A 26,968-nucleotide genomic window follows, 5' to 3' on the forward strand; every position below is an offset into this window, starting at 1 on the left:
ACAACCTTACCATCTACAGATACACGAACACCGTCATCTGCCGATGCATCTACGATATACGTTTTTGCTTCTGACAAACGTATATTTTTCGTAAATCTAGCTGAAAAATGATCTTTTGGCACCGTTGCTAATGGTGAGCCCTGACCCCAATTATAGTCAATCGCTGTAACTGGTTCAAAACTATTATTCCCACCAACAATTAACGGAACACCTCTGAATTTATCATTCTCGAAAAATTCGCCAATCCATGTTGATGATGAAGCTATTGCCGATTCATATGGTTCTAAAAATACATCTATCTCACTTCTAGCGGTATTTTCGCGATACTCCACCTCTATCCAATGAACATCTTTCTCATTTACAGGATAGTTGCTACGATCAGCAATCTTTACCTGAATAGCTTCGCCTGTATGTGCTCCTTGATTCCAACGATCTAAAATCAATTTCCCATCAAGGTATACTCGCACACCGTCATCTGCTTTTGTTCGTAGAATATAATTTCCTGCTGTAATCCGCTTTGCTGTTGTATATTTGGCAGAAAAATTATCATTCGGCATTCCAGAAGTAGGACTCCCAAAGCTATTATTTTCTGATAGCTTATCAAATTTTCCGACAGGTTCTATTACTTTTGCAGAAATAGGAAGACCCTTTAGGTATGGATTATCGTAATAGTAAGCTAGCCAAGACCCAAATGGAACTACATCTGAAAACACCGCCGCATCATTAGCTAATTCTAAATAATCAGTAGTGATCATATGATTACCAGCAGATACTCCCAACCATAAACTGCTATCCGTTCGATTACTAAAAGAAGTTAAACGGTCAATTTTTGGTTTTAGCTCTCCCTCATCAACGGTTACTCTGACACCATCGTCAGCTAATGTCTGGACAAAATAATCCCCTGGATTAAGAACTTTCATCTGTCTATATCTAGCTGTAAAATTATCAGGTGATTTAGCTAGGTCAGGCTTGCCTGTCCCCCAGTTAAAATGAATATTTGCTACATCACTTGTAAAGTCTGGATTAAAATTATCGTTTGCACCTAAAACAAGCTGACTTGTCATTAAGCTACTAATAGTAACTAAAGTCACCACAGAAGTAATCCTTATTAAATTTTTAATCAAAGCTAATATTCTCCCCCCTATGGATTTTTAAATATAAGTAAAATCTATTACTTCTACATAATATCACAAATTTCTTCAGCATTTGATAGTTTATTAGACTCAAATTGTTACCATTTTAATTACTAAGACTAAACAATCTAAATTTAAGCTATTTTGTCAAGGATATAGGGTTTATTCTTGGCAACATAATTTATTAAATTTATTTAAAAATAATATTTTTCTAACTATATAAAAACAAAAAATCGCTAGTACCTAGTTTATAAAAAGTACACTAGGTAATAGCGATAGAAAGATTATTTTTCAGTTGTTCATTCATTTGCTTATTTAAATTCAATTGGGGGAGTATCCTCGTTTTTAGCTAAACTACTACGATCTGTATTGTCCTTTTTACTTAAGTAATAAGCAAACCCTAGCAATAAATATTGAAAAACTAACATCCCTGGGTTATTCATATTAAGGTATAAAAGTGTTATCAACGCCATTATAAGCAAAAGTTTCTGCTTTCTTGTTACATAGAAAATAAAAAAAGTGAATAATGCAATTAAGAAAATAGTTATTATCCCGCCCTCAAACATCATCCGGGTATAGATATTTATAATCCCGTCAACTACTGAACCACCGTAGTATATGTCTGATCCAAATCCATTTCCTAATATCCAGTCTAATTGTACTAGCTGGTTAAATTCATTTAAGATTTCGTGTGCTCTAGGTGCATTATAGCGAGTATAAAAATTGCCATTAGTTAGTAACACCATAATATGTTCATAAACTCTATAATAAAGAAAATTTAACTTTTCAATAAAAAAAGATACAATTACAGATACACCCATTCCGGCTATTAGTATCAATTTGTATTTAAATTTAAATAAAAACAGAATCGCTATCAATATTGCACCTAACAAAACTAGCCCTGTAGAGCTAAAGCTAAGGACAAACGTAAGAATTAAAAATAAAGTTGACCAATTCCATTTGTAACGATCAAGGTAAAGTTTTAGGAGAATTATTGAAAGTATATAAATGGAATAAAAGGATGGTTCATTTGTAAACCCCTGTAACCTTGGAAAACTATAACCAATGTCCACACCAATACTTAATTTATTGATATTCAAAAAATAAAGTAAATATAAAATGATTGCCAGAAAAGCATGGAAGATACCACAATTCACAAATAACCTAGCTAGTTTTTTCATTTTATCAAGGGGAATCGAATTAAAGTAAAAGAATAAAGAGGTAACTATAAGGTTAAACACAACAGCAGATAACATAAAAAACTCTTTACTGTACTTCCCTCCATAAACATCCGGAGTCAAAGGCATTTTAATAATAAATAAAATCATACTTAATACGAAGATAGTTAGATATATAGCTGTTAGGTTATCTATTTTGCTCCGTTCTTTTTCAGACCGATCTATTAACGCCTTAATTATAGACCAAACCATTAATAGCAAAAAAATGATTTGAAAAACACGTTGCGGAAGAGAGAACGTGAAAATTATCTCTCTAGGGCTATAACTTTCCACAACATAAAAGGAAGAAATAATAATTAATGCTTGTATACAATAGTATTGTAGAGAATCTAATTTAATGTTAACTTTACCATTCATAATTAATCACACCAATATAAGTTTTGTCGTCGAATTCTGAGAGTACATAAAACAATCTGATTTTATTATTGATTCTACTTCGCTTGTCTATTCTTGAAATACACTCTTATAAAAACGATGAAAATACTTAGAATAATTCCTACCATAACACCTAAGAAGATATTCAATTCACGGTTTGGTGATGGTGCAGCATTATGTGTAGTTTCGCTCGGTATATTAATTAAATGAGAGTATGCAATTGAAGCGTCAACTGTTGTTTGATCTATTATAGAGTATTGATTTAAAAACTCGTTGTACTTTTTGAGATGAAGATTAATTTCTGTATTTACTCTAATAAAATCAACTTGCTCCTGACTTGTTAATTCAGTTAGCGACTCCATTAAACCAGCATCTATTTCGATACTTCCTCCTGTATTTAACAGTTGCTGATTTAAGAGATAAAACGCTGGTAATTTATTGTCTGTATTTTCATTGTATTTTTTTATGGTTTTTCGAATCTGATTAAGTTGAGAGTCCATTTTATTATTGTAATATGAGAGCTCAGATTCATACGCGACTATTAACTGTTTTTCTAGTTCTTGCAATGTCTGATTGACAATATTAACTATTATTTTTTCATTTTCATCTAAGTTATCCCCAGTTAGCACAACATTTAATGATTGATCTGTTGTTTCAATTCTTAAATCATCTTGAATGGAATCTATAGAGCGCTCAGTAGTAACACCCTCCATAGCAAATGTTAGAGTGCGTTTTGATGTCATTAATTCAGCAAAGTTATTTACTGAGACAATTTCCTCTTTCATTAGATCAAAATTGCTATACTTTTCTCCGTCTTGGTTGAAAGTAATAGCTAAAGACGATTGACTTTCAGGTGTTGATAAATTTTGATTGATTACTATACTTAAAATTAATGCAAGTCCTGTCACACCAAGGATAATCCACTTACCTTTCCAAAGAACCTTTAAAATTTCGATTAATTTTAATTCATCATCCATACTTTTATTACCTCCAGCGTGAAACATTCATCAATGTAAGATTATTAAATCAATATAATCTCCTTAACGGTCCATTAATTCTAAAACCTGCCTAACAATAATATTCCAATCATGCTTTTTTGCCCATTCAATACATTTTTTTTGATGAGATATTTGTTGATGAATTTCATTAAAATATTTTTCAATTGCGCCTCTTATTTCTTCGGGTTCTTTTCCATTTACAGTTAAACCTGTCTCACCATCAATTACTGCATCTGAGATACCACCAGATTTACCACCAATTACAAATTTTCCGTACATATTTGCTTCAAGGTATACAATACCAAATCCTTCTACACTGCCTTCACTTGGAATTTCGTAACTTGGCATTACAAAGAGATTACTATTCTTTATAAGATCTCGCTTTTCTTCCTCAGATATAAATCCAAGAAATGTGACATGTTTATCTAATTCTAATTCTCTAACAAGGTCTTTCAGTTTATTCTCATATGGTCCTTTACCGGCAATATAGTAATGATACGTTTTATTTTGCTTTACTAGTTTTTGTAAAGCCAACAATGTGGTATCAATTCCTTTTCTTTTCTCTAATCTTGAAATCGTAAATAGTCTTCGTTCACTTGTATCATCTACATCTATATTTTCTTCTTGAAATTTGATACCCGGGTGGATAATTTCAATTGAGAAATCTCCATAATATGCAGCTAATTCTTTGGTATATTGACTGTTTGCAACAATGGTAGTTGCATTGGATAAGACCATTTTGATGAGGAATTTCTCTGCTCTTGTCTTTTTATCGGGATATATATCATTACCATGAACGTACACAATGTAAGGGATTTTATAACGTTGGTTAAAATACATAGCGATTAAACCCAATCTCCATGTTAAAGCAATTGCATAGTCATATTGTTCCTTTTTATTTGCCATAGATGATGCTTTAAAAATCTCATAACCAATTTTCAATTGTGAATTGGCAGCATCACTGTAAAAAGTATTGGTTTTAAACTTTTCATTATCATCGACTTTTCCGGAATAGGCACGTACATCAACACCCTGTTCCTTTAAAGTGGAAAACAAGAAATAAGATAAATTTTGTATCCCCCCCATAGAACTAGATAAGTATGGGGTTAATAGGCTTACTCGTTTTTTCAAAGTAACCTTCCTCTGTCTATGAGTATTTTATTAGTCTAATGACGTTTTGTTAAAAATAACATTAACATATAATTAATATATTACCGTTTGAGATGTTACTTTGTAAATGTAAAAGTGAGTTTTTTGTCAAAATATCATGAAAAGAATGAGTAATTATTTAGATAGTACACAAAAAAAAGTTTTAACTAAAAATTGTTCTTATTAATGCACGGATTGCATAGTTACTAAAGTACCAACCACTTTTTATAATGTTAAGATTCTCTATCTTACGATAAACATACCAATTTTTCTTTGCGGCTTTTACCTTGTTGCTAGAGATTGATCCCGGGACTTTCCGGTAAGTGGCCAAGTTTTTGTTTAACCCATACGCATTTATTCCTCTTTTTAATATTTTTAGCCATAAAGCGAAATCCTGTCTAGTCTTAATATTTGGCATAACAATATTATCTATCCTCTCTCGGTCTAACATTACAGTTAAACAACCAATTGCACCTGGATGTCTTAGCAAAGAGTGATACCCTATTTGTTTTTTTGCAGGAATTACTTTATTTAATAGATTTCCTTCCTTATCCATTATTGAATAATCAGAAAACGAAAACTTATAATCGTTATCCAGCATAAATTGGACCTGTTCTGTTAACTTTGTTGAATCCCATAGATCGTCACTATCTAAAAAGGCTAAAAATTTCCCCTTAGCTTCATTTATTCCCGTGTTTCTTGCAACAGCCGCACCACTATTTTGATTAAGTTCAATCAACTTAATTCTTTTATCCTTATTTTGATAGTTCTTAACCTGATTTACTGTTTGATCTTTAGAATAATCATCAATAATTATCATTTCCCAGTTTTGGTATGTTTGGTCACGAACCGACTTGATTGTTCGTTCTATAAACCTGTCAGAATTATATGTAGGAGTTATTATTGAGACCAACGGTTCTTGATTTTTTTCCATGTAAATCTCCTTCTTGTTTATTTTAATTTCTTTCCATTAAAATATTCATTTAATTAACCGTTTCAATTCTTCCACGGTAATGACTCTTAACAAAAATATTAATAATAAATATATAAACGCACCTATCAAAACTGTAATTAGTAAGTGGGTGACCATACTGACATAATAAGTTAAGACTGCAAATATTATCATGACTGTCCCTATTTTAAGAATCCAATTAGCATGAATAACTAAAAAGTTGTTTTTTAGTATATGGTACATGTATCCAGAAAATACGATTAGTTCTGCGCCAATAGTGGTTGAGGCTGCTGCAACCAACCCATAATGTGGAATTAAAATTATATTACTCACAACATTAAAGACAGCACCAATGGTAACAAAGATTATGAAGGTTCTTTCTTTATTCATTGATAACAGGAAATGACCTAAAGCATAGTTAAGGTAGATAAACAGTAATGCAATTAAAAGAATTATTAAACTTAGCGAGGCGGCACCAAATTCTTCTCCGTATAGGAATACTAAAATTTCCCTTGCTAATATTTGTCCACCTATAATTATAGGTAAAATAAGCATTAACATATATTGGAGAGACTGTGTAAGTAACTTTTTCTTGTTTTGGTTAGATAATTTGGATAAAAGTGGGAAAATGACAGCAACAATAATTCCTGAAAAGGTTGCAAGTAGCAAAATTAAACGATAACTTGCATTGTACCAACCTATAATTTCATCATCAAATTGATACATCTTTAAAACAACTGTATCAAAATTATAATACAGTTTAACCATTAGGGCTGAAAAGAAAACCATCAGACTACTTTTTATTAGGGGATTAGCCCTTAGGTTATATTGATTAATATTATTTTGGAAAAGTTGTTTAAAACTAAATGATTCTATTTTCCTCTCCATTAGAAAAATACCGATCAAGGCTGTAGCAATCGCACTAATCATGATTGCTATAGGGAGTACATACACACTATTTGTAATAAATGTCAAAAACAATACTGTTAAAATGAAATATATACCTCTTTGATAAACCTTTAGCATACCTGTATATCCCATCATCGACAGTCCATTAAAAACCCAACCTAAATCCGTCAAGGCTAATAAACAAGCTGATATGCCATATAAAATAACTAACACTTTTTGCTGACCACTGAAATCCATAAAATAGATAATTAAAAATAATACGACCAAAGATAATAAGAATAGCAAGACACGGATACTTAATATTTTTTTTACTATCCAGCCTGTATTCTCCTTATTCCTTGAAATTTCTCTAACACCTATAGTGTTCATACCAAAAATAATAATTAAGGCCAAATACTCTGATACAATTTGCGCAAATGCTACTTGTCCGAAGGCACCTGATCCAAATACCCTGGCAACATAAATCATAAGTAAAAAAGTTACTAGTCTTGTAATAATTTCAGCAAATGAAAGGGAAAATAAATTTTTAAGGGTTTTGTTTTTCAATATATATTTCCTTTCTTTTGACAATTAGTCAATACACATAGATTTAACATGTTATTCTCATTTTTATGTAAAACAAAGTATCAAAGTAAAAGAGACCTATATTTAACATAGACCTCAATTACATCAGTGTATTCTTTATTAGAACACATGAATTAGTTCATATTTGACAAAGTTTGTTGTAAATATTTTTTAACATCGTCTCTTAAATCATCTCTGTTAAGTGAAAAATCGATGGTTGCTTTAATAAAGCCTAATTTATTTCCAATATCATACCGTTTGCCTTTGAAATTATAAGCTAAAATCTGTTGTGTTTCGTTTAGAATCTTTAAACCATCTGTTAATTGAATTTCTCCACCCTGGTCGGGTTGAAGGTCCCCTAAAATATCAAATATTTCAGGAGTGAGTATATAGCGGCCCATGACAGCAAAATTAGATGGTGCATCTTTTTGTTTAGGTTTTTCCACCAGATATTTCACTTTCATCACATTATCCAATAAATCTTCAGAGTTGTCGGGTGCAATTACACCATAGTTTGAAATCATTTCACTTTCTACTTCTTGCACACCAACTACTGATTTCCCATATCTTTCATGAACAGCGATTAATTGGGCTAAGCAGGGCTCATCCGCTTGTACAATATCATCTCCCAATAACACTGCAAATGGTTCTTGACCTATAAATCGATTAGCGCAAAATATTGCATGACCAAGACCTTTGGGTTCTTTTTGTCTTATATAGTGAATATTTGCAAGGGAAGAAATTTCCCGTACCGCTTCCAACATATCCAGTTTATTTTTTCTTGCTAGTGTTTCCTCGAGTTCATACGAAGTGTCGAAATGATCTTCTATGGCTCTCTTACCTCTCCCGGAGACAATAATTATATCTTCGATTCCTGAGGCCACCGCTTCCTCTACTATATATTGAATTGTAGGCTTATCCACTATAGGTAACATTTCCTTTGGTTGTGCTTTTGTTGCAGGCAGGAACCTAGTACCTAACCCGGCTGCTGGAATAATTGCTTTAGTAACCTTCATTAATACTACTCTCCTTAAAATTAGATTTAATTTTATATAATAAATATGTGAACTAATTTGTTGGTTTTATTAAGCGATATTATTCTATCATAATAGACATCTATTGTTCAATTTTTTATATATCATAATGTCGAAATAGATATCAAATTCTATTTACCTTTTATCTACCACTGGTGTATAATGTCTTTTTAGAGGAATTTAATAATATACAGGATATATAAGGGGAAACAAATGATGAAACGTAAAGAAGTTAAGAAAGTACAAAAGAAAAAGAACTTTAAAAGAAGATTTTTCATTTCTTTTATTATATTATTTGCAGTATTGCTCAGTATTGGTGGCTACATTTATTTTCAAGCTTATCAAGCCACAAGCGACTCCTATAGTGAATTAAACCGAGATAAGTCTCTTTTAAGAGAAAAGTCAGTTGATATTGGAAATGATCCTATTTCTATTCTTTTACTTGGGATAGAAAACTACTCCTCCGGCGGATCGAATGGAAGATCAGACACGATAATAGTCCTTACCTTTAACCAGGATGAGGAAACATTAAAAATGTTAAGTATTCCAAGAGATACTTTTGTACCAATAATCGGAGAAAATATACAAGATAAAATTAATCATTCCTATGCATATGGGGGAGCAGAGATGACGATAAATACAGTAGAAGAATTTCTGAACATCCCTATCGACTATTTTGCAACAATTGATTTTGCTGGATTCCTAAATGTTATTGATATTGTTGGTGGAATAACCGTTGATGTTCCATTCAATTTCTCAGAAGATAGTCACGATGGAACCGGAAAGCTATACTACACTGAAGGAGCCATGGACCTTAATGGGAAACAAGCTCTAGGATACGCTAGAATGAGAAAACAAGATCCAGAAGGTGATATAGGTAGAGGGGATAGACAAAAACAAGTGGTGGAAGCAGTAATCGATAAACTCACTTCACCTAGTACTGTCTTCAAGATAGATAATCTTGCTAATGAATATGGGGAAAATGTTACTTCGAATTTGAAGTTATCAGAACTTATGAGCTTCTATAAAGAATATAGGAATTTTAACACTAATAATATCGAGCAATTAAAACTCGATGGTACAAATGAAAGCATTGATGGCATTTCCTATTATGTTGTTGATGAGAAGTCGCTAGAAACTATTAGTACTGAATTGAGGAGCCATTTAGAATTAAATTGACATTATTTGAAGTCCTCTACAATGAGGACTTCTTATTTTATTCCTCTTACCATTTTATAAATCTTTTTACTGTATTTTAGTATTGGTCTTCCACCCTTACCTACAACCCCAACCATTTCTGCCAATAAATGAAGCAATATGAGAATAACTATAGCTATTAGTAAAGTTAGACCAATTGAAGCATTGGAGAACAAAATTGCTAGTGCCCCAAATACGGCACTGAATCCGTATAAAATTATCACCGTATTCCGATGGCTAAATCCAGCAGCCAAAAGTTGATAGTGAATATGTTTTTTATCAGGCATCATTATTTTTTGCTTATTTATGAATCTTCGTAGCATAGAAAATAAAGTATCAAATATCGGTACAGCTAAAACAATAATTGGAATTAAAAAGCTGAACAATGTTACATTTTTAAATAAACCTAGCATGGAGATAACTGCAATGGAATAACCTAGAAACATTGATCCTGTATCCCCCATATATATTTTTGCAGGATGAAAGTTGTGAAATAAAAACCCCAGATTACTTCCAATTAGAACAACACAAAAGAAAATCACTATCAAGCTGAAGTCTGTTATTGCAATAATTAAAATACTTGTTAATGCAATAGTTGAAACACCTGATGCTAACCCATCTAATCCATCGATTAAATTTATTGCATTTGCAATACCGACTACCCATAGTATTGTAATAATTATGCTGAAATTTTGCAGCTCGACTAGTCCGATAAGAGGCAAATTCACCTTATCAATGATTAAACCACCATAAACCAATATCCCTGCTGCTAACAATTGACCTGAAAGCTTGATTATTGGCCTGATCTGATATTTATCATCTAAAATACCGGTTATTACAATAATCAAAGCACCTATGCTAATTTCTAAAAAATGTTCATGTGATGGAGCCAAATATACCAAACCTAAACATGTTCCAAGGAAAATTGCCAACCCACCTAGCCTTGGGGTTGGAGTTATATGAATTTTCCTATAATCAGGTATGTCCATTACTTTTAGTTTAATAGCTAATTTTTTAATAGGATAAACTAGAAATAATGTTGATACAAATGAAATAAAAAATCCAATAATAAGGTCAGTTACATTTAACATAAGAATATCCCTGCTTTACTTTTAAAAGTTGTGTGTCTTATTACTATTCAACAAAACAAATTATATATGTTAATCAAAATATACCAGCCAATCCGACAATATTTTCTTCTATTTTAACATAACTGTTTAAAAAGTAGGGTGAATTTTGGATTTTCCTCAACCAGCACTGACTACAAGTCTAAATTAAAGAGCACTTCCCACCATCAGGAAGTGCTCATTCCTTCTATACTTCTGTTGTCTTTTCTTTTTTCTGTCCAAACAAACCTTTAACCTTTATCGATAGATCATCAAACAAGGTATAGACCACTGGAATTAGTAGTAGTGTGAATACACTGGAGACTCCAAGACCAAAGATAACGGTAATGGCCAATGGCTGCTGCGTCTCGGCGCCTTCACCCCACCCTAATGCCAATGGAAGCATTGCTAGGATTGTCGTTAGGGTGGTCATTAGAATTGGTCTCATTCTGCTGACACCCGCTTCGAGTATTGCTTCATACCTGTCAATACCTCGCCGCCTAACAATATTGATGTAGTCAACAAGTACAATTGCGTTGTTAACTACGATACCGGCGAGCATAATGACCCCAATGAAAGCAGTTATACTAAGTGGTGTACCAGTAATGAATAGTCCACCAAACACCCCTACGGCTGTTGCTGGCATAGAGAACATAATAATTAATGGGAATAGGAAGTTCTCAAATTGAATTGCCATTACTGCATATACTAGGAATATGGACAATACAAGTGCAAGAGCTAAGTCAGAGAATGCTTCTGCCATATCTTCTGCTTCCCCACCTACTGAATAGGAATAATCCTCAGGGAAATTCATGGTAGCAAGTTCTTCCTCGATAGCTGTGCTGACACTTCCTAAATCAAGACCTATGATTCCTGTTGTTACATTCACTTGTCTTTGCTGGTTTGCTCTAGAAAGACTCGCTGGTCCTTGTATTTGTTCAAAGTCAGCAACAGAGGCTAGCGCCACCATGGTGCCTTGCTGCGTTTGGATCATCATATTTTCAAGATCACTAATTGTACTGCGTTCATCTTCCGGATAGGTCAACGTGACATTCATCTCATCGCCGTCCTCACGGTATTGCATAACTGTCTGACCAGTGAAATTCATCCGAACTTGATTCATTATTTCCTGATGAGTTAGTCCATACTGAGCAGCAATTTCACGATCAACTGTTACGTTTAGTTCTGGACGTGTATCAGAAACAGATGTTGTCGGATTATGAACCCCTTCCACATCGGAAATGGTATGAATTACTTGATTGGCAAGTTCTCTTAGTACATCGTGCTCGGGTCCATTGATATTTATTGAAATAGGGTCACCAGAGCCCATAGCACCTGCTCCCATTTCCGCGACTGTAATTTCTGCTCCGACAATGTCTTGTAAATCTTGATCAATTTCCTGCAATACTTCTTCAGTTGACTGGTTACGCTCTGCTTGCGGTACTAATTGGATAGTGTAGGATGCACTATTACTGCTACCACCCATCATTCCTATACCACCGCCACCACCACTAGTTAGTGTGACGTAATTGACATCAATTACATCTTGGTAGTTTTCCAGCCTCTCACTTACTTGGGCTGCGACTTCTTCCGTTTTTTCAAACGAAGTTCCAATCGGCGTTTCTGCATTAACACTAAGCTGTCCCTGATCCCCTTGTGGAATGAACTCAGTTCCTATGAAGGGAATTAATGAAAGACTTGCGCCGATTATTAGAACAGTAGCTACTACTGTCGTTTTTCTGAACTTCAAAACTTTACGAAGGACTCTTTCATAGCCATTGTTGAATTTGTTCAATAATTGATCAAACCAGTAACGACGTCCATTGTCCTCCATAGCTTTTGTTAACAATTTGGATGAAAGCATTGGAATTAACGTAATCGATACGACTAGTGATGCTATTAAAGCAAATGCAACAGTAAGCGCCAATGGTGTGAATAATTCAGATGCAATCCCTTCTGTAAACACGATTGGTAAAAATACAACAAGTGTTGTTGTTGTCGATGCTATTACAGCCGGCGCCAGTTCTGAAGCACCTTTTACAGCCGCTTCTTTTCGGCTATAACCTCGTTGCCGGTACGATACGATGTTTTCTAGTATAACAATCGAACTATCGACCATCATACCTAGACCGAGCGCTAGTCCACCCATGGTTAAGACGTTTAATGTTTCACCAGTAAAGTAAAGTAATGTAAAGGTAGAGATGATTGCAATTGGAATTGATACTCCAACGACGATTGTTGCTCGAACACTCTTCAGGAACAATAGCAGAATGAAGAGGGCAAAAATTCCACCATATACCATATTCTGAACAACAGATGATATCGACTGCTTAACAAATGTTGATGTATCGACAACCACTTGCAGATTTACATCTGGTGGTAAATCTCCGTTTAGTTCCTCAATCGCTGCTGAAATATTATCGGATACTTCCACTGTATTTCCATCTGATTGCTTCAATATAGATAACACGACAGAAGGCTCACCATTGACTAACGATGTCCCTGAGCTTTGGAATGTATCATTGACATTAGCAACGTCTTCCACGTGCAGTGTTGCCCCTTGTGGTGTTTGTACAATCGTTTGTCTAATATCTTCAACCGAGGTGTAATCTCCATTGATACGAACCTGTAAATCCTTATCTCCTTTTGCCACGACACCAGCAGAAGCAGATGAATTAGCACCGCTTAAGGCTTGCATAATAATTTGTGGACTTAATCCATATTGAGTTAATTTAGCACGGTCAAGTTCTAACTCAATTACACGCTCTTGGCCACCCTCAACCGTTACAGAAGCAACTCCACCTTGACGTTCAAAGTATGGCACGATTTGATCTTCAGCTATTTCTTGTAACTGAACGGTATCATCACCTGATAAACCAACCCACATTATTGGTAGTTGGTTCGGATTGAACCGTAAAACTCTTGGATCACCGGTACTATCAGGTAGCATGCCTTTTACTTGATCAACACTTTCCCTGACCTCGAGCAAGGCATTATCAAGATTAGTCCCTGTGCTAAACATCATGATGACAAGAGAGGAACCAGACTGTGATTGTGATTGAATGGATTCAATTCCTTCAATTGAACTTAAAGCTGATTCAAGTGGTTGACTAATTTGTTTTTCGACTTCTTGAGGAGCTGCGTCCGGATAGCTGGTTGCAACTACAGCAATAGGAAGATCAATTTCTGGAAAAAGGTCAATCGCTAAGCTACGAACAGAAATAAACCCTAATGCGATAATTGCGAGTACTACCATTATTACCCCTACAGGGCGCCGGACGGAAGTTTCTACTAACTTCACGATTAACCTTCCTCCTTCATGATGTCTACTTTATATCCGTCAGCTAAGGTTAATTGGCCACTTGTAACTACTGTGTCCCCTTTGTTAATTTCCCCTTCTATAGCTGTCCAATCGGTTTGTGCTTCGATAACTGTAACTGCTACTTTCTTCGCTTCGTCATCTTCAATGACATAAACATATGTTTCATCAGCTTCTTCCACCAAAGCAGTGGTAGGAATCTGCAAAGCACTTTCTACTACATTTTCTGGTAGATGAACAACCGCAACCATACCTGGTTTAATGTTATTAGCTTGATTATCAACTGATAGTTCTATCGTGTATAAGCCTGTTTCGTTGGCGACCGAAGAAACATAATCAATGGTTGCAGCTTCTTCTAAATCGATCGTGTCAAAGCGGACGGTTGCTTGATCATTACCATCGAAAATGTCTAAGTTTTCAGCTGTTACATTAAGCTGTATTTGTATTGTGTCTAAATTTACAATCACGGCAAAAGGTTCGGTGTTGGATATCATGCCACCTTCTTTAGCATCTAGTGTTGTTAGTTGACCAGAAGCAGGGGCTTCAATATCGAGTTCGCCTCGACCATCAGCTCGTGTTATGGTTGCAATTATGTCTTCTTCATCTATTTGATCACCTTTGGCAACTTCTAATGTTTCAATTTCACCAGCAACAGGAGCAATTACCGGTGTACTACTTTCTGGCATGGTTCTTCCATAAAATTTCTTCTCAACAATGAGGTCTTCTTGGATTACCTGATCAACCTCTACTGGTGTTACTCTATCTTCTTGTTCTTCAGTTGTTGTATCATCCTCCGAGCATCCGACTAAAATAAGCATTAGTGCAAACAGCGGAAATAAAAATTTCTTCATAATAATCCCCTCTCTAATCCTGTAGTAACAAATTTATCGTTAAAATTTGAGCAATTTTTTGACAATCAGCCTTGAGCGCTGGTATTGCCTGAAAATGTGTCAGCATCCCTTGAATGATTATTTTCTTAGGGTTTTGTTTTGCAACCTCTGATTTAATTACTTCAGCCGCTTCCTCTAATTGTTGTTTCGATTCTTTATCTAAAGGCGTCTGGTTAACCTTTTCAAGCATGGATGAAATGATCGTTTCTACTTTATTTGTGTCTGTAACATTTTCTTGCCTAAGTAAATTATGATAGCTTAACTGTTCAACAGTTACCTGAGGATGGTCTTTACTAGTAATCATCCCCCGCACCAGATCATCTAACCGTCGAACAATAAAGGCAGCCAGCTCCTTCGTATCTACTTTTAAATCATGTACCACTAGATTTTTGCAATAGCCCTGAAGCATGCCATCTAACTGAATTGAAGCATCCACAAGATAAGGCTGAATAGCTTCACCATAGATTGCAAGCAAGTTCATTTTTGTCCATTCAAAGCTTTGTTTATTCATCTTCATAATGAAATGATCTAACTGGTCACCTAATTGTAGATTATCCCTGAAGTGCATTATGATGTATTCTTTGTGATTCGTTAACATCTCTAAAAATACATCTATTTGTTTCGCGAGCTTTTCCTTTGGCTCGATGTCCAAAGAAGCTATTCGTTCCACTTTTTCAAATACAATTTCCGAATAATACTCAAAAATAGCGACAGTTAATTCCTCTTTCGATTTAAAATATAGATAAAATGCACCCTTCGAAACATTACTTTCATCCGCAATTTGTTGGATTGAGGTAGCGTGCAGTCCTTTTTGAGCAAATAATTTAATACTTTCTTCAATAATTTTCTTTTTCTTATCGTTCAATTGTTCTCACCTAATTCCATTTAATAATGTAACTTGTTTGACTGACTAGTCAGTCAACTGAATTCAAATAAAAATAATTGACTAGCCAGTGAGAATGTCACACTGACCAGTCAGTCATTATTGTTAACTACTATATCATTATATCCAATCTACATACAATCCATAAGCACTTATTAACTAAGAATAGTTGCTGCTTGGTTCACAATCATGTCAATCTTCTTTATAGCTGGAAGCTTTTTAAATGATCGATCATTAAATTTTTGATCTAATTGATTGATGATACCAATGATCTCTTGATCAACAAGTAACTGCTGATAGGTCTCGTGTAAATGACGATATTGCTCAATCGACCGTTTCATTTTTTTATTAAAACCTTGTAGATGATAGGAAGTTGAAAATGAAAATAAATCTACTACGTTACTCTCGAAGTTTGGAAAATACGGATTTTTTATATGGAGCATATTCATCACAAACGGAAATTGCATGGATGGATTGCCATTTCTATTTTTGACTTGGTATAGTTGATGAGTAATTTCGGTAATGTTCGGTCTGTCAGTATTTAGTCTTTCTTTTTCAAGAAGCTCAAAATATCTTTGTTCAAATTCATCCGTTACACTAGGATTATCTAAATTGTAAAAAGAACGATACACAAATTTAAATAGGCCGTTAGTTTCTATACTTCCTTTATGTAATTGCTCATGCAATAGTGTATACACTTGATAACTTTCTGAATTCATCTCTTCAACGATTTGCTTCTGATTTTCGATAAGAATCTTTTTAACTGCACCTGCATCTTTATAACCCGTTCGTACCATAAGTAATCCCCCTTGTATTAGTGTTTTTTCTTGGAGGTAAATTGCCTTCACTCAATGATACCATATCTCCATCAATTCTTTACATTATTTAATCCCAGATTACGTTGTATTGTGACTAACCCGGGCTTTAGAACCACAGGAAGAACTTATTCATCATCGTTATCAAATAGTATTCCACGATTTATATAGACAATAATCCTTTCTGTACGATTCATTAATTGATCGAATGGTTTCTTTGACGTATCAACAATTAATGTGGATCCGTCCTTAAATGTAATTTCCGTTAGATTTCCTTTAGCAGAAGTCAATTTGATCTGGTTATATGAAATCCAAGCACAGCCCTTACTTTTTACTGCTTCAGTTGGAATCAGGTAAATCCCTTCCCCTGGATTAACTGTTAGTGGCAACTTTTTGTTCGTTCCTAATATCTTTTTAGTTGCTTCTCTTCGTCCTTCTATTGTGGATCCAGACCTTAAACAACTGTCTCTTAAAATTTGATTTGGGGTTTGTTTACAAAGTATGAGTTTCCCTGGTTCTAGGATTAGTGATTGATACTCTTCAACGTTGTTTGAAATGACTGCCATCGTACTCTTACAAATATCGTACTTGGCTGTATAATATTTTTTCAATATCCATTACCTCCAATGCTATTTTGAATTATAAAAGTAGTTTACAATAAAATGCATAAAATGGAATTATATGGTGTAGTTTTGTAACAAAATTCGCCAAAGATTATGTACATTTTACAAATTTTGCATATTAATATTCCCTTTGTTTTGTTTTTTTGCTATTATTAATTTTTATTGTCTGAAAAGAATGAAATTTTCCGTTAATAAATACCACAGAAACAATGTTCTGCGGTGAAAAAAATATCTTTAAGAAAGACTGCTTTCTAAAAGATGTTGTTATTTACGGATAATCTATAGACTGCGATGGTAACTTTTTTGATAATTTTTTCACTTTTCCTTAATTAGCTGCATGTTGACATGCGCTCCGGGCAGTCGCTTTCCGCGGGCAACGCTTCAACTTCCTCGGAAGAATACCACTTCCTGCGGGATTTTCAGCCGTCGCTTTTCCCGCTGGAGTCGACTGCCCTACGCTTCAATAAAACATCATATATGAACAATAAATACTCTGTAGCATCTTCAGAATGTTCTGTCTCATAGCTCTTTGAAACGACATCCATGAGTTTAAAACGAACTAAAAGTATCGGTTTGTATTTTCAAGGATTCTTATTATTCCGTTGCTTTTAATAATTTTCTAATCAAGTGGAGGAATTCATCAAACGTTGTTTAATAAATAACTACTCATTAATTGGAAATTCCCTACAGTGAAGGCAGAATACGTAGACTCCTATGGGAACAGCGCGTTCCGAAGACCCCGGAAAAAGCGCTCTTCGCTTTTGAGGAGGCTGAGGTCGTGCCCATGGAAAGCGAAGTATTCTGCCGAAACGGTTATGTAGAACACATTCAAAGAGAGTGACAGAAATACAAATTAATACAATAGTTACGTCGCATTTTATATCAAGTGCGAAGGTTAAGAAGCGAAGACTTATGAAAAGAGCCTTAAGAAAAGGACCCAGTGGTTAACTGGGTCCTAAATAATTATTTATCTTCTTCGTCATCAACCATTGTATCTTCATTCGTAGCATCATCGGTATTCTCTTCCGTCAGACCATTGTCTCCGTCTGTAGTACCTTCAGCACCGTTTTCGCCACCATTGGTATCACCGTTCATACCGTTACCTTCTTCACCAGTGATATCACCATTATTGCCGTTACCCTGATTGTCTTCAAGGTTTTCATCTGTTAGACCTGTATCCCCATTTTCCCCACCATTTTCTGGATCAACTACATCATCCATTTCCTCTTGGATTTCATCTGCAGGCTCTTCCGCTTCTGGTGGTGGGTTTTGATCTTCATCCTGAGCACATGCTGTAAGCAGTGACAAAGCAAGTACTGGAGTACCAAGTCTTGTTAACCATTTCTTTTTGTCCATTGGGTACTTTCCTCCTTTAGAATAACAACTTCTATTTTAGCTTTCCCTTTTTGCCAGAAAGTTTCCTCAACGATTTTTTCCATTTCTTTTAAGCAATTTCCACAACCTATTTTACAACTGATACGTGTAAAACGGTCACGTTTAGAATTCATCAAATTGAACGATAATATACATGGGTTGTTTAAGAATCAAATAAAAAAACAATCCTCGCTAGAAGATTGTTTTTTTCTATAATATAAAGTTCAAATAATTATGAGTATTATTTAACAGCAAACATAATTTCTGCTTCACAAGCGAGTTCTCCGTCCACTGTCGCGATAGCTTTTCCTTTACCAATCGGTCCCTTTAAGCGAATAATCTCAACCTCTAACCTTAATTGGTCACCTGGTTTTACTTGTCGCTTAAAGCGGCATTTATCAATACCTGCTAAAAAGCCAATTTTCCCTTTGTTTTCTTCCTTGTTTAAAATGGCAACCGCTCCTACTTGAGCTAGCGCCTCGACAATTAGAACGCCAGGCATTACTGGATAATCGGGAAAATGCCCTTGGAAGAAAGGCTCATTTATTGTAACGTTCTTTTTTCCCACCACCCGCTTATCTTCCAATTCGGTAATTTCATCGACTAGTAAAAAGGGATAGCGATGAGGTATTGTTTCCTTGATTTTTTGGATATCAAACAAAATAACGCCTCCTTGTTAATCTGGTCCTATGTATCGTTAATAAAAGAAAACCTAGAGATTTTAAGCAGGAGTATATGCAGTCCTTTAAAATCAAAAAGGTTCACGTTAAATGTTCCACTTTACTTACAAATCCTCAGTGTTATTCTCCTGTTACAATCTCAACGATATGTTTCCAGGTTTCAAAATTAAGTGCTTCTGTAGGATTGCCATCCCCAAGTATGCCATAACCCACCATGAGTCCCGCAATAAGAGCTGCAAAAGAAAGCACTAACACAATGATTACTTTCAGCCATATCGGTATTAAACGACGGATGGGAACTTTGTTTTTCCTTTTTTCCTCACGTCGCTTTTTCCTATTATCTTTATCATTACCGTTAGATTTTTCATTTTGCTTCGCTAATTTTTTTTCTTGTTTCTGAAGATTCTTCTGCTCTTTACGTTTTACAGAGCTCTTATTCTCTTCAGTTTTTTCAGCTAATATTGTTAACATGGCTTGATGACTCCTTACTTAGAAATTACTTAAGGGTTATCTTAATTGATTAACTAACCCCATCATTTGGTCATTCATCGAAATGGATCTAGCATTAAATTGATATGCTCGTTGAGTCAGCGTAAGCTCAGTCATTTGTTTAGCAATATCTACATTGGACGATTCTAACGCTTGGCTTTTTAATTGCACTTGATTAGCTGCCACGTCTTGAATAATTTCCCCTTGATTAAATTGGACACCTTCGACATTACCAAATCTAAGGTTATTATCGCCAGCAGCTTCTAATAAGCGTGGGCGTATTGCTTCAACAATAGCTAATTGACCTTCGACCTCGGTATTACCATTTCTAGTTACTTGAATTGTTCCATTATTCGAGAACGATATAGAATCAAAATCATCCGCAAAAATAATTGGGCCATTCTCTCCAACTACCGGATGCCCCTGTTTATTCGTAAGCATTACTGTCCCATCATCGAGAGGATTTAAATAAAATGTTCCGGAACGAGTGAATTGTGTTTCGGTAATTCCATTTTCAGTAACGTTCACTTGAAAAAGGTGATTATCTGCCAATAAAGCTACATCAAGTGATCGACCAGTATCTGCAATGGTTCCCTGTGACAGATTTATATTAGTGTGTCCTAATTTAGCTCCATTACCAACTCGAATACCGTCTGGTGTTAACCGTACATTTTCGACTTCAGGGTTAGAAAGGTTATCTATTTGTTGAAATAGCAAGGATGAGAAGTCAGCTTGTCGGCTTTTATATCCATTGGTATTAACATTGGCCATGTTGTGGCCGATTATATCCATTTTGTTTTGCAACTGTCCCATCGTTACGGCTGCTTGTATTGCCATTCTACTCATTTTTAGAAAACCTCCCTACCTTAATCTAGCAATTTCGTTAACGGCCTTATCCATACTCTGATCGTAAGCCTTTAAGACATTTTGATTCATCTCAAAGGAACGGTATGCCTGCATCATATCTGTCATTGTCTGATTTGCATCGACATTTGAGTTTTCAAGAAACTTTTGTTGAATCGTAAAAGTTGTCCCAGGATTTACTCGAGCATCTAGTAATGCTTGTTCACCTTCAGCTAGTCGAAACAAATCTTGGCCTTCTTTCACTAAATTATTAGCGTTCTGACTGTATGCTACTCCTAAAGGGATGTTCTGATTGCCTAGTTGAATCATTCCTTCTGCAGTTAGGTTAAATTCCAATCCACCAGTTGCTATTGGGTTACCTGCTTGATCTAGCACGTAATGCCCATGATTTGAAACTAGAAATCCCTGTCCATCAACAGTGAAATTTCCATTTCTCGTGTACCTTTCTTCACCATCTTGATTTTGAATGGTGAAAAAGAGATTACCTTCAGGATCTGCAATCGTGCCATTCACAATGGCCATATCTGTCGAAACACCTGTTTCTTTCAAGGAACCTTGAGTAAAATCCGGAATGGTTTCTTGTACATATACTCCAGTATTTATAGAACCTATTCGGGTCTGCATTGGTATATTCATGTTCGTTGATGTTGGAAGTTTTTTAGACTCCATACGCTCAATTAAGAGTTCTGGAAATGCGCGTAATGTTGCTTGATCCTGTTTATAGCCAGGTGTCAACGCATTGGCCATGTTGTTTGATAACGTCTCTTGACGACGTTGCTGTGCAATCATTCCTGCTGCGGCTGTATAATACCCTCTTAACATTGTTTTACCCTCCCCTAACGAATCAATCAAAACTGAATAATTTCCATACAGCAATAGGTTCCAACAAATTTCGTTCAATGTATCTACTGTTTACTCACTATTAGCCAAACTTTTTACGTTCAATTTTATCAATGTTTTCTAACATGATACCTGTCCCTTTTGCAACACAATTCATGGGCTCGTCCGCTAATAAAACCGGAACTTTAAGCTCCTCAGACAGTAACTGATCCAATCCGTGTAACAATGCTCCTCCACCAGTTAAAATTACACCGCGGTCAATTATATCCGCAGACAGCTCTGGAGGTGTTTGTTCTAAAACCGTTTTAGCAGCTTGGACGATTAGTGCAACTGATTCTTTTAGAGCCTCTTCTACTTCAGATGATTCAATCGTAATAGTGCGTGGCAGTCCACTTACCATATCCCGGCCACGAATATCAATTTTCTCATTGCGTCCTCCAGGAAATACAGTTGCTACATTAATCTTAATATCTTCAGAAGTCCGTTCACCAATTAACAATTTATATTTTCGTTTCACATAATTAAGTATTTCAGCATCAAATTTATCCCCAGCCATTTTAATTGACTGTGCCGTAACAATATCCCCCATGGATAGAACGGCAACATCAGTGGTTCCACCACCAATATCAATTACCATATTACCACTAGGTTGGAATATATCCATCCCAGCACCAATAGCAGCTACCTTAGGCTCTTCTTCTAGATAAACTCGTTTTCCACCAGATTTTTCTGCTGCTTCTTTGATTGCCTTTTGTTCGACTTTGGTAATGTTAGTTGGGCAACAAATTAGCATACGAGGTTTGGAAAAGAATCCGCGAACTTTTATTTTATTAATAAAGTATTTTAGCATCGCTTCTGTCACATCAAAGTCTGCAATTACCCCATCTTTTAATGGACGAATTGCTTCAATATTTCCGGGTGTACGTCCAACCATTCGTCGTGCTTCTTCTCCAACTTCAAGTACCCTACCAGTTGTACGATCCATGGCAACAACCGAGGGCTCATTAAGTACAATTCCTTTGCCTTTTACATGTATTAATACGTTAGCTGTTCCAAGATCTATTCCAATATCCCTAGAAAACATGAGTTTCGATCCTCCCTGCCTAATTTAGTTGCTATGTATCCGTTCGTGAACACAATGCCTCTAATTATATATAATATCATAAATTGGATTTTTTAGTTAAATTTTACGATAAAAAGTAAGCTATTGTCATATGGACTTTTGGATTGGAAGAGGATTGCAGACAACAAATGAATACTTACTGCCTGCACGACCTGTTTAGATGGGTCTCCTCTAGAAGAAGGGGGAACTTGATTTACCTTAAGGAGGAATTAATCCTAAAGTTAACCTACCGGCTCAATTGGAGCTTTCTCGGATTGCGAGTTAAGTTTATATTTCATTTTTGTTGCTTCGCCACCGCGCAAATGACGGATTGCCTTATGATGGTCGAGGATATTCTTCACTTCAATAGCTAGCTCGGGGTTTATTTCTGGCAACCTTTCCGTTAAATCTTTGTGAACTGTACTTTTAGAAACACCAAATTCTTTCGCAATAACCCGTACAGTTTTCTTTGTTTCTACGAGATGTTTTCCAATTTTGATTGTTCTCTCTTTGATGTAATCATGCACACCACTCGCCTCCCTGAGTTGGATGTCCAAGGTGTGAAATGAGGCTGGCTACTGAGAATAGTGCAAATATACTATTATATGTACAAAAAAGTGTGGCGCTGTTAGTTGATTCACCCTACACTCTCTCACCTTAGATCTTTCTTGATTGCTTGGTTTGTAACATTTTATTATCAGAAATCAATGAATATGAATAAAAATATTCATATCTGACAAGTTAATCATGTTGACAAGCATTGATGGACTAGCCCTATTTAACTATGAAGTAGCATAAACACTAGATAGTAGCCCAAAATAAAAAGCCTCACCAATATTTTTGGCAAGGCTAATTTACGTATAAGAACTTATTTGTTTAAGGCAATAAGTGGCAATTTGGCAAAGAAGTAATCACTTCTTGTATTGATAAATTCATTGTAAGCATCCCTTAGAAGTTCTTCACTATTAGTAGCTAAACCTAAGTAATACTTTCTAAAGGGTGTTGATGGCAACGTTTGTAAAATTGTTTGTGCCCCTTTTACGTTCCCTTTTGCAATTTCTATGTGAGCCTTTTCACTAAGGTCATCTGTTAGTACATTAGTTACATGTCCAAAGTGAGCACACACAAATGGATAATTCCTCTGCTTAATACTATTTACAATATGATTCATATTAAACTTCTCAGCAATCTTTAACGATTCCTGCAGATGGTTAATCGATGCATAAAAGTCTTCGAAGATAAAAGTAAGTCCTAGGTTTAGATGTACTCTAGCCTTTCTTTCAAAGCTTAATGTATCATTAATTGCTCGGTACGCATGCTTTCTTGCTAGAATCAACTCATTACGTTTCCAGTAGTACATAAATAATAAGCCATTTAATCTCGTTTTATAGAGTGAGGATAATAGGGGGTTTTCTATTTCCGAAATTAAATCGTTTATATCATCTAGGTAATAACCGAGACTATTGAATTTATTAGATAAATAATCTAGATCTATTCTAACTAGGTATAACAGACACTTCAGTTCAGGGATATTTGTATTTATGTTATGTATTTGTTCCACGATATCATGTAATGGTAGTGAATTTTCTTTTGAAGCCAAGAGCAGCTCGTAAACCTGTCCCCATTTTCGATCAATTGAATTTAAGCTTTGCTTATTTTTCACAATTAATTCTTTTAAATCACCGTAACATCCATTCATATATAAAAATTCCATTCCGGTACGTCGGACTGTTGATACTTTGGACTGCAAACAAAATTCTTTTGTTTGTTCTATCATTGTTCTCTCATTACTGCTTAATTTAAACATTGTTACGAACTGATCTAGACTCATGTAATTGTTTATATCGCTATGTGAGTCTTTTTGCATATTTAGTTTAGATATATATGCATTCATGGCTCACCCTCCCCGTTTATAAAGAAGCCGGATATTGAACTTAAAAAATTAAAAATTCAAATTATTATTCTATTATTTCATATATTAAATTTAATTCAACAAAAAAATCATATTTTTCGTGTTAATTCGACATTACCGGACTATTGGACTAAAAACAATAGTAGAAAAGTACCGCTTTTAGACACATTTAATTCTTACCATTCTATTTTCCCGATACTCAGGGTCTAATTTTTTTCCTTTTTATGGTATCAGGATAAATTTTCTAAAAACACAAAAATACCCTTAGGGTTGCCCTAAAGGTATTTTTGAATAAGTCTTTATATTATTATGCGTTTGCCATAGCTGCAGAAGATTCTGTGTTTGTACTACTAGTTTCTTCATCAGCATCTCCACCGGTTTCATCTTCAGAATCTTGGTCTGTTTCTTCAGTACCTTGATCTGTATTATCTTGCTGATTGCTTGGAACCTCCAGCTGACTTACTGGCTGATTGAAATACTGTTCTGGATTAACTGGTGCATCGTCTTTTCGTACTTCAAAATGAACGTGGGTTCCACTTGCTTGACTAAACAAGTTTTGACCAGCTGAACCAATCGTATCACCTTGCTTTACTTTTGCACCTGTTTCTACAAGTACATCCTGTAAGCTTGCATAATACGTCATAATGCCATTCTGATGCTCAATTTTAACGACATGACCTAAAAGTGGATCTTCTTTTACTTCTGTTACTGTACCACTTAACGAAGCAGTTACATCAAACACTTCTCCATCAGCAGATGCAATATCAACGCCTTTGCTTTGATAGTATTTATTGTTGTATAGAACAAGTGCTTGTAATTGATCCTCACTATCTGCGTCATAGTCGTAAAACTTTGTTACAATTTCTGCTTGGCTTTCTTCCACTACAGGCATCTTCAATACTTCCTGTTGCTCCATTACTGCTTCAGATTCTTCATCAAAGCCAGCTGGGTTTTGGCCAAGATACTCGTTGTCGAGTTGCTGTTCAGAATCTTCATTCGCCCCTGGTAATTGATTATCTAGATTTTGATACCATAAGACTCCTGTTAATAGTAATGCCGCGACTGTAAGATATACTGCTGGAAAAAACCATTTTTTACCGAAGATCCGTTTCCAACCATTTTTTGAAACGTTCTTGTTTTCCTCATTCATTGAATCATCACCTCAGCAATCATTCTGATCAGAAAAAGGAAGTTATATACATTATTCATAAAAATTTTTTATACTTATTTTTCGACAAACGTTTCAAATTATACATTTTATTTTTAAAAACTTAATTTATTGCGGAATTTATCTACTTTCATTTGGTTGCTTTTCTGGTAGAGTAGCTATGGTAATGCTAGCTTTTATCCGAATAATATTCTAAAAAAAAAAAAAGAGAACCACATAGGAGTGATTCTCTCTAACTAGACTATTATTAATTTCGTGCAGATAGTTTAGGGGCTGTAGAGTCAACTTGAGCTACTTCTGCACCCTGATAGTAATAGGTTACTATTTCTGTATAGTTCTTACCTTCCTTGGCCATTCCATTGGCACCATACTGACTCATTCCAACACCGTGACCAAACCCTTTTGTTGTAAATATCATATGTTCATTCTTCTGTTCCACTTTAAAATCACTGGAACGAAGATCTAAACTTTCACGTATTTCTCTTCCTGTAAATGATTTTCCACCCAACTTTATTTCTGCAACTCGATTGCTTTCTGTTCGCTTTATTTCAAAAACATTTTCAGCTGATTGATCAATTTTAACTCCTAACAATTGTTCTACTTGGGCAACTGTTAAAACTTTTTGATCCAAAAATTTTGGGGAATCCAAATCCCATGAGCTTTCAACGCTTCTTAAATATGGTAATTCATTTTGCCAATATTTTTCTGAGTCTTCTGTGTACCCATTACTCGTCGAGAAGAATGCAGGTGTTATCGGCACACCTTCGTAGGTGATGATTTGACCCTTTGTTGCAACTACAGCTTCTTTAATTCTATTTATTGTCCAGTTATATTCTGTACCTTCCTGTTCACGCAGTTCTTCATCACTTTTATATACTTGGTGTTGTACAGTATCTGTTACATCTGAGTCTTGTGGCAAATCAATATCACTATACATTAAGTAGTTAACTATATATGTCCTTGCTGCTAGAGCTTGTGCTTTTAAAGCTTCCATTTCAAATTCAGCTGGCATTTCAGAAGCAACCACCCTAGTAACATACTCCTCTAATGGAACTGTTTCCGTTTCTTCGGTTTTAGTTCGAAACACTTTTACCGAAAAAGCCGAATCACTATCCTTTAGCTTCTCTGGTTCCGCTACAGTTGCTAATGTATCAACTGATTTAGTTTGATTTCCACCCGATTGTATGAATGGCACAACAATAACTGATGGGATCACTAGGATAATTAAAAATAAACTTGCAATGATAATAATACTTGGTCTTTTCCACTCCTTTGTATTTCGATGCTTTTTCATTTTTTTCATAGGTGGCCTCCTTCTCTAGTACGTTCTATTATTAAATCTATACAGTTAGAG

The 26,968-nt window shown here is 35.1% G+C and carries 25 protein-coding genes; 1 reads left to right on the top strand and 24 read right to left on the bottom strand.

Annotated features, from left to right (window positions below; genetic code table 11):
- The 7 genes from GH741_RS14905 to galU all read right to left on the bottom strand — a co-directional run.
- The coding region (locus GH741_RS14905; RefSeq protein WP_240795518.1) for a PA14 domain-containing protein at positions 1–1,124 on the bottom strand (1,124 nt) is incomplete at its 3' end.
- A 320-nt stretch (positions 1,125–1,444) separates the two neighbouring features.
- A complete protein-coding gene (locus tag GH741_RS14910; RefSeq protein WP_153737556.1) occupies positions 1,445–2,728 on the bottom strand; it encodes a hypothetical protein in 1,284 nt (427 codons plus the stop codon).
- Between the two features lie 74 nt (positions 2,729–2,802).
- A complete protein-coding gene (locus tag GH741_RS14915; RefSeq protein WP_170287638.1) occupies positions 2,803–3,723 on the bottom strand; it encodes a Wzz/FepE/Etk N-terminal domain-containing protein in 921 nt (306 codons plus the stop codon).
- Positions 3,724–3,786: 63 nt separating this feature from the next.
- The gene (locus GH741_RS14920; protein WP_153737558.1) at positions 3,787–4,875 is read right to left on the bottom strand and encodes a glycosyltransferase family 4 protein; all 1,089 of its coding nucleotides are present in this window, start codon (positions 4,873–4,875) and stop codon (positions 3,787–3,789) included.
- A 181-nt stretch (positions 4,876–5,056) separates the two neighbouring features.
- The gene (locus tag GH741_RS14925; RefSeq protein ID WP_153737559.1) at positions 5,057–5,827 is read right to left on the bottom strand and encodes a glycosyltransferase family 2 protein; all 771 of its coding nucleotides are present in this window, start codon (positions 5,825–5,827) and stop codon (positions 5,057–5,059) included.
- Positions 5,828–5,872: 45 nt separating this feature from the next.
- Positions 5,873–7,300, bottom strand: coding sequence for a flippase (locus tag GH741_RS14930; RefSeq protein ID WP_170287639.1), 1,428 nt, complete (start codon positions 7,298–7,300; stop codon positions 5,873–5,875).
- A gap of 152 nt (positions 7,301–7,452) precedes the next feature.
- The gene (gene galU, locus GH741_RS14935) at positions 7,453–8,334 is read right to left on the bottom strand and encodes a UTP--glucose-1-phosphate uridylyltransferase GalU (protein WP_153737561.1); all 882 of its coding nucleotides are present in this window, start codon (positions 8,332–8,334) and stop codon (positions 7,453–7,455) included.
- 234 nt (positions 8,335–8,568) lie between these two features.
- Here galU and GH741_RS14940 point away from each other — a divergent pair, with 234 nt between their 5' ends.
- The gene (locus GH741_RS14940) at positions 8,569–9,531 is read left to right on the top strand and encodes an LCP family protein (protein ID WP_153737562.1); all 963 of its coding nucleotides are present in this window, start codon (positions 8,569–8,571) and stop codon (positions 9,529–9,531) included.
- 32 nt (positions 9,532–9,563) lie between these two features.
- On the opposite strand, the gene GH741_RS14945 is transcribed toward GH741_RS14940, so the two are convergent.
- The 17 genes from GH741_RS14945 to spoIID form a co-directional block, all read right to left on the bottom strand.
- On the bottom strand, positions 9,564–10,640 hold the full coding sequence (locus GH741_RS14945; RefSeq protein ID WP_153737563.1) for a glycosyltransferase family 4 protein: 1,077 nt from the start codon (positions 10,638–10,640) through the stop codon (positions 9,564–9,566).
- Positions 10,641–10,863: 223 nt separating this feature from the next.
- Entirely contained in the window at positions 10,864–13,956 is a 3,093-nt protein-coding gene (locus GH741_RS14950) for an efflux RND transporter permease subunit (protein WP_338079477.1), read from the bottom strand.
- A 2-nt stretch (positions 13,957–13,958) separates the two neighbouring features.
- Positions 13,959–14,825 carry an efflux RND transporter periplasmic adaptor subunit gene (locus GH741_RS14955; RefSeq protein WP_153737564.1) on the bottom strand — a complete coding sequence of 289 codons (867 nt, stop codon included), beginning with the start codon at positions 14,823–14,825 and terminating at the stop codon, positions 13,959–13,961.
- 13 nt (positions 14,826–14,838) lie between these two features.
- Positions 14,839–15,729 carry a TetR/AcrR family transcriptional regulator gene (locus GH741_RS14960; RefSeq protein WP_153737565.1) on the bottom strand — a complete coding sequence of 297 codons (891 nt, stop codon included), beginning with the start codon at positions 15,727–15,729 and terminating at the stop codon, positions 14,839–14,841.
- A gap of 173 nt (positions 15,730–15,902) precedes the next feature.
- Positions 15,903–16,544, bottom strand: a complete 642-nt coding sequence (locus GH741_RS14965; protein ID WP_153737566.1) for a hypothetical protein — start codon at positions 16,542–16,544, stop codon at positions 15,903–15,905.
- Positions 16,545–16,690: 146 nt separating this feature from the next.
- Positions 16,691–17,173, bottom strand: a complete 483-nt coding sequence (locus GH741_RS14970; protein WP_153737567.1) for a competence protein ComK — start codon at positions 17,171–17,173, stop codon at positions 16,691–16,693.
- Between the two features lie 975 nt (positions 17,174–18,148).
- A complete protein-coding gene (locus GH741_RS14975) occupies positions 18,149–18,541 on the bottom strand; it encodes a hypothetical protein (protein ID WP_153737568.1) in 393 nt (130 codons plus the stop codon).
- Positions 18,520–18,693: a hypothetical protein gene (locus tag GH741_RS21785; RefSeq protein WP_205677345.1), complete on the bottom strand. Its 174-nt coding sequence runs from the start codon at positions 18,691–18,693 to the stop codon at positions 18,520–18,522. Before GH741_RS21785 ends, GH741_RS14975 begins: the two co-directional genes overlap by 22 nt.
- Positions 18,694–18,800: 107 nt before the next feature.
- Positions 18,801–19,220, bottom strand: coding sequence for a 3-hydroxyacyl-ACP dehydratase FabZ (gene fabZ / locus GH741_RS14980; protein WP_153737569.1), 420 nt, complete (start codon positions 19,218–19,220; stop codon positions 18,801–18,803).
- A 139-nt stretch (positions 19,221–19,359) separates the two neighbouring features.
- Positions 19,360–19,710 carry a DNA-directed RNA polymerase subunit beta gene (locus GH741_RS14985; RefSeq protein WP_153737570.1) on the bottom strand — a complete coding sequence of 117 codons (351 nt, stop codon included), beginning with the start codon at positions 19,708–19,710 and terminating at the stop codon, positions 19,360–19,362.
- Positions 19,711–19,746: 36 nt separating this feature from the next.
- Positions 19,747–20,574, bottom strand: a complete 828-nt coding sequence (locus tag GH741_RS14990; RefSeq protein ID WP_153737571.1) for a flagellar hook-basal body protein — start codon at positions 20,572–20,574, stop codon at positions 19,747–19,749.
- 15 nt (positions 20,575–20,589) lie between these two features.
- Complete coding sequence (locus GH741_RS14995) at positions 20,590–21,414, bottom strand: flagellar hook-basal body protein (RefSeq protein WP_153737572.1); 825 nt, start codon at positions 21,412–21,414, stop codon at positions 20,590–20,592.
- A 100-nt stretch (positions 21,415–21,514) separates the two neighbouring features.
- Complete coding sequence (gene mreB, locus GH741_RS15000) at positions 21,515–22,516, bottom strand: rod shape-determining protein (protein ID WP_153737573.1); 1,002 nt, start codon at positions 22,514–22,516, stop codon at positions 21,515–21,517.
- 260 nt (positions 22,517–22,776) lie between these two features.
- Complete coding sequence (gene spoIIID, locus GH741_RS15005; RefSeq protein ID WP_338079480.1) at positions 22,777–23,061, bottom strand: sporulation transcriptional regulator SpoIIID; 285 nt, start codon at positions 23,059–23,061, stop codon at positions 22,777–22,779.
- A 341-nt stretch (positions 23,062–23,402) separates the two neighbouring features.
- On the bottom strand, positions 23,403–24,428 hold the full coding sequence (locus GH741_RS15010; protein ID WP_153737575.1) for an AimR family lysis-lysogeny pheromone receptor: 1,026 nt from the start codon (positions 24,426–24,428) through the stop codon (positions 23,403–23,405).
- Between the two features lie 325 nt (positions 24,429–24,753).
- Positions 24,754–25,596 carry a stage II sporulation protein SpoIIQ gene (locus GH741_RS15015; protein WP_153737576.1) on the bottom strand — a complete coding sequence of 281 codons (843 nt, stop codon included), beginning with the start codon at positions 25,594–25,596 and terminating at the stop codon, positions 24,754–24,756.
- A gap of 265 nt (positions 25,597–25,861) precedes the next feature.
- The gene (gene spoIID / locus GH741_RS15020; RefSeq protein ID WP_240795519.1) at positions 25,862–26,917 is read right to left on the bottom strand and encodes a stage II sporulation protein D; all 1,056 of its coding nucleotides are present in this window, start codon (positions 26,915–26,917) and stop codon (positions 25,862–25,864) included.
- Between the last annotated feature and the right edge of the window lie 51 nt (positions 26,918–26,968).

Source organism: Aquibacillus halophilus (assembly GCF_009649745.1).
Classification (GTDB): Bacteria; Bacillota; Bacilli; order Bacillales; family Amphibacillaceae; genus Aquibacillus; species Aquibacillus halophilus.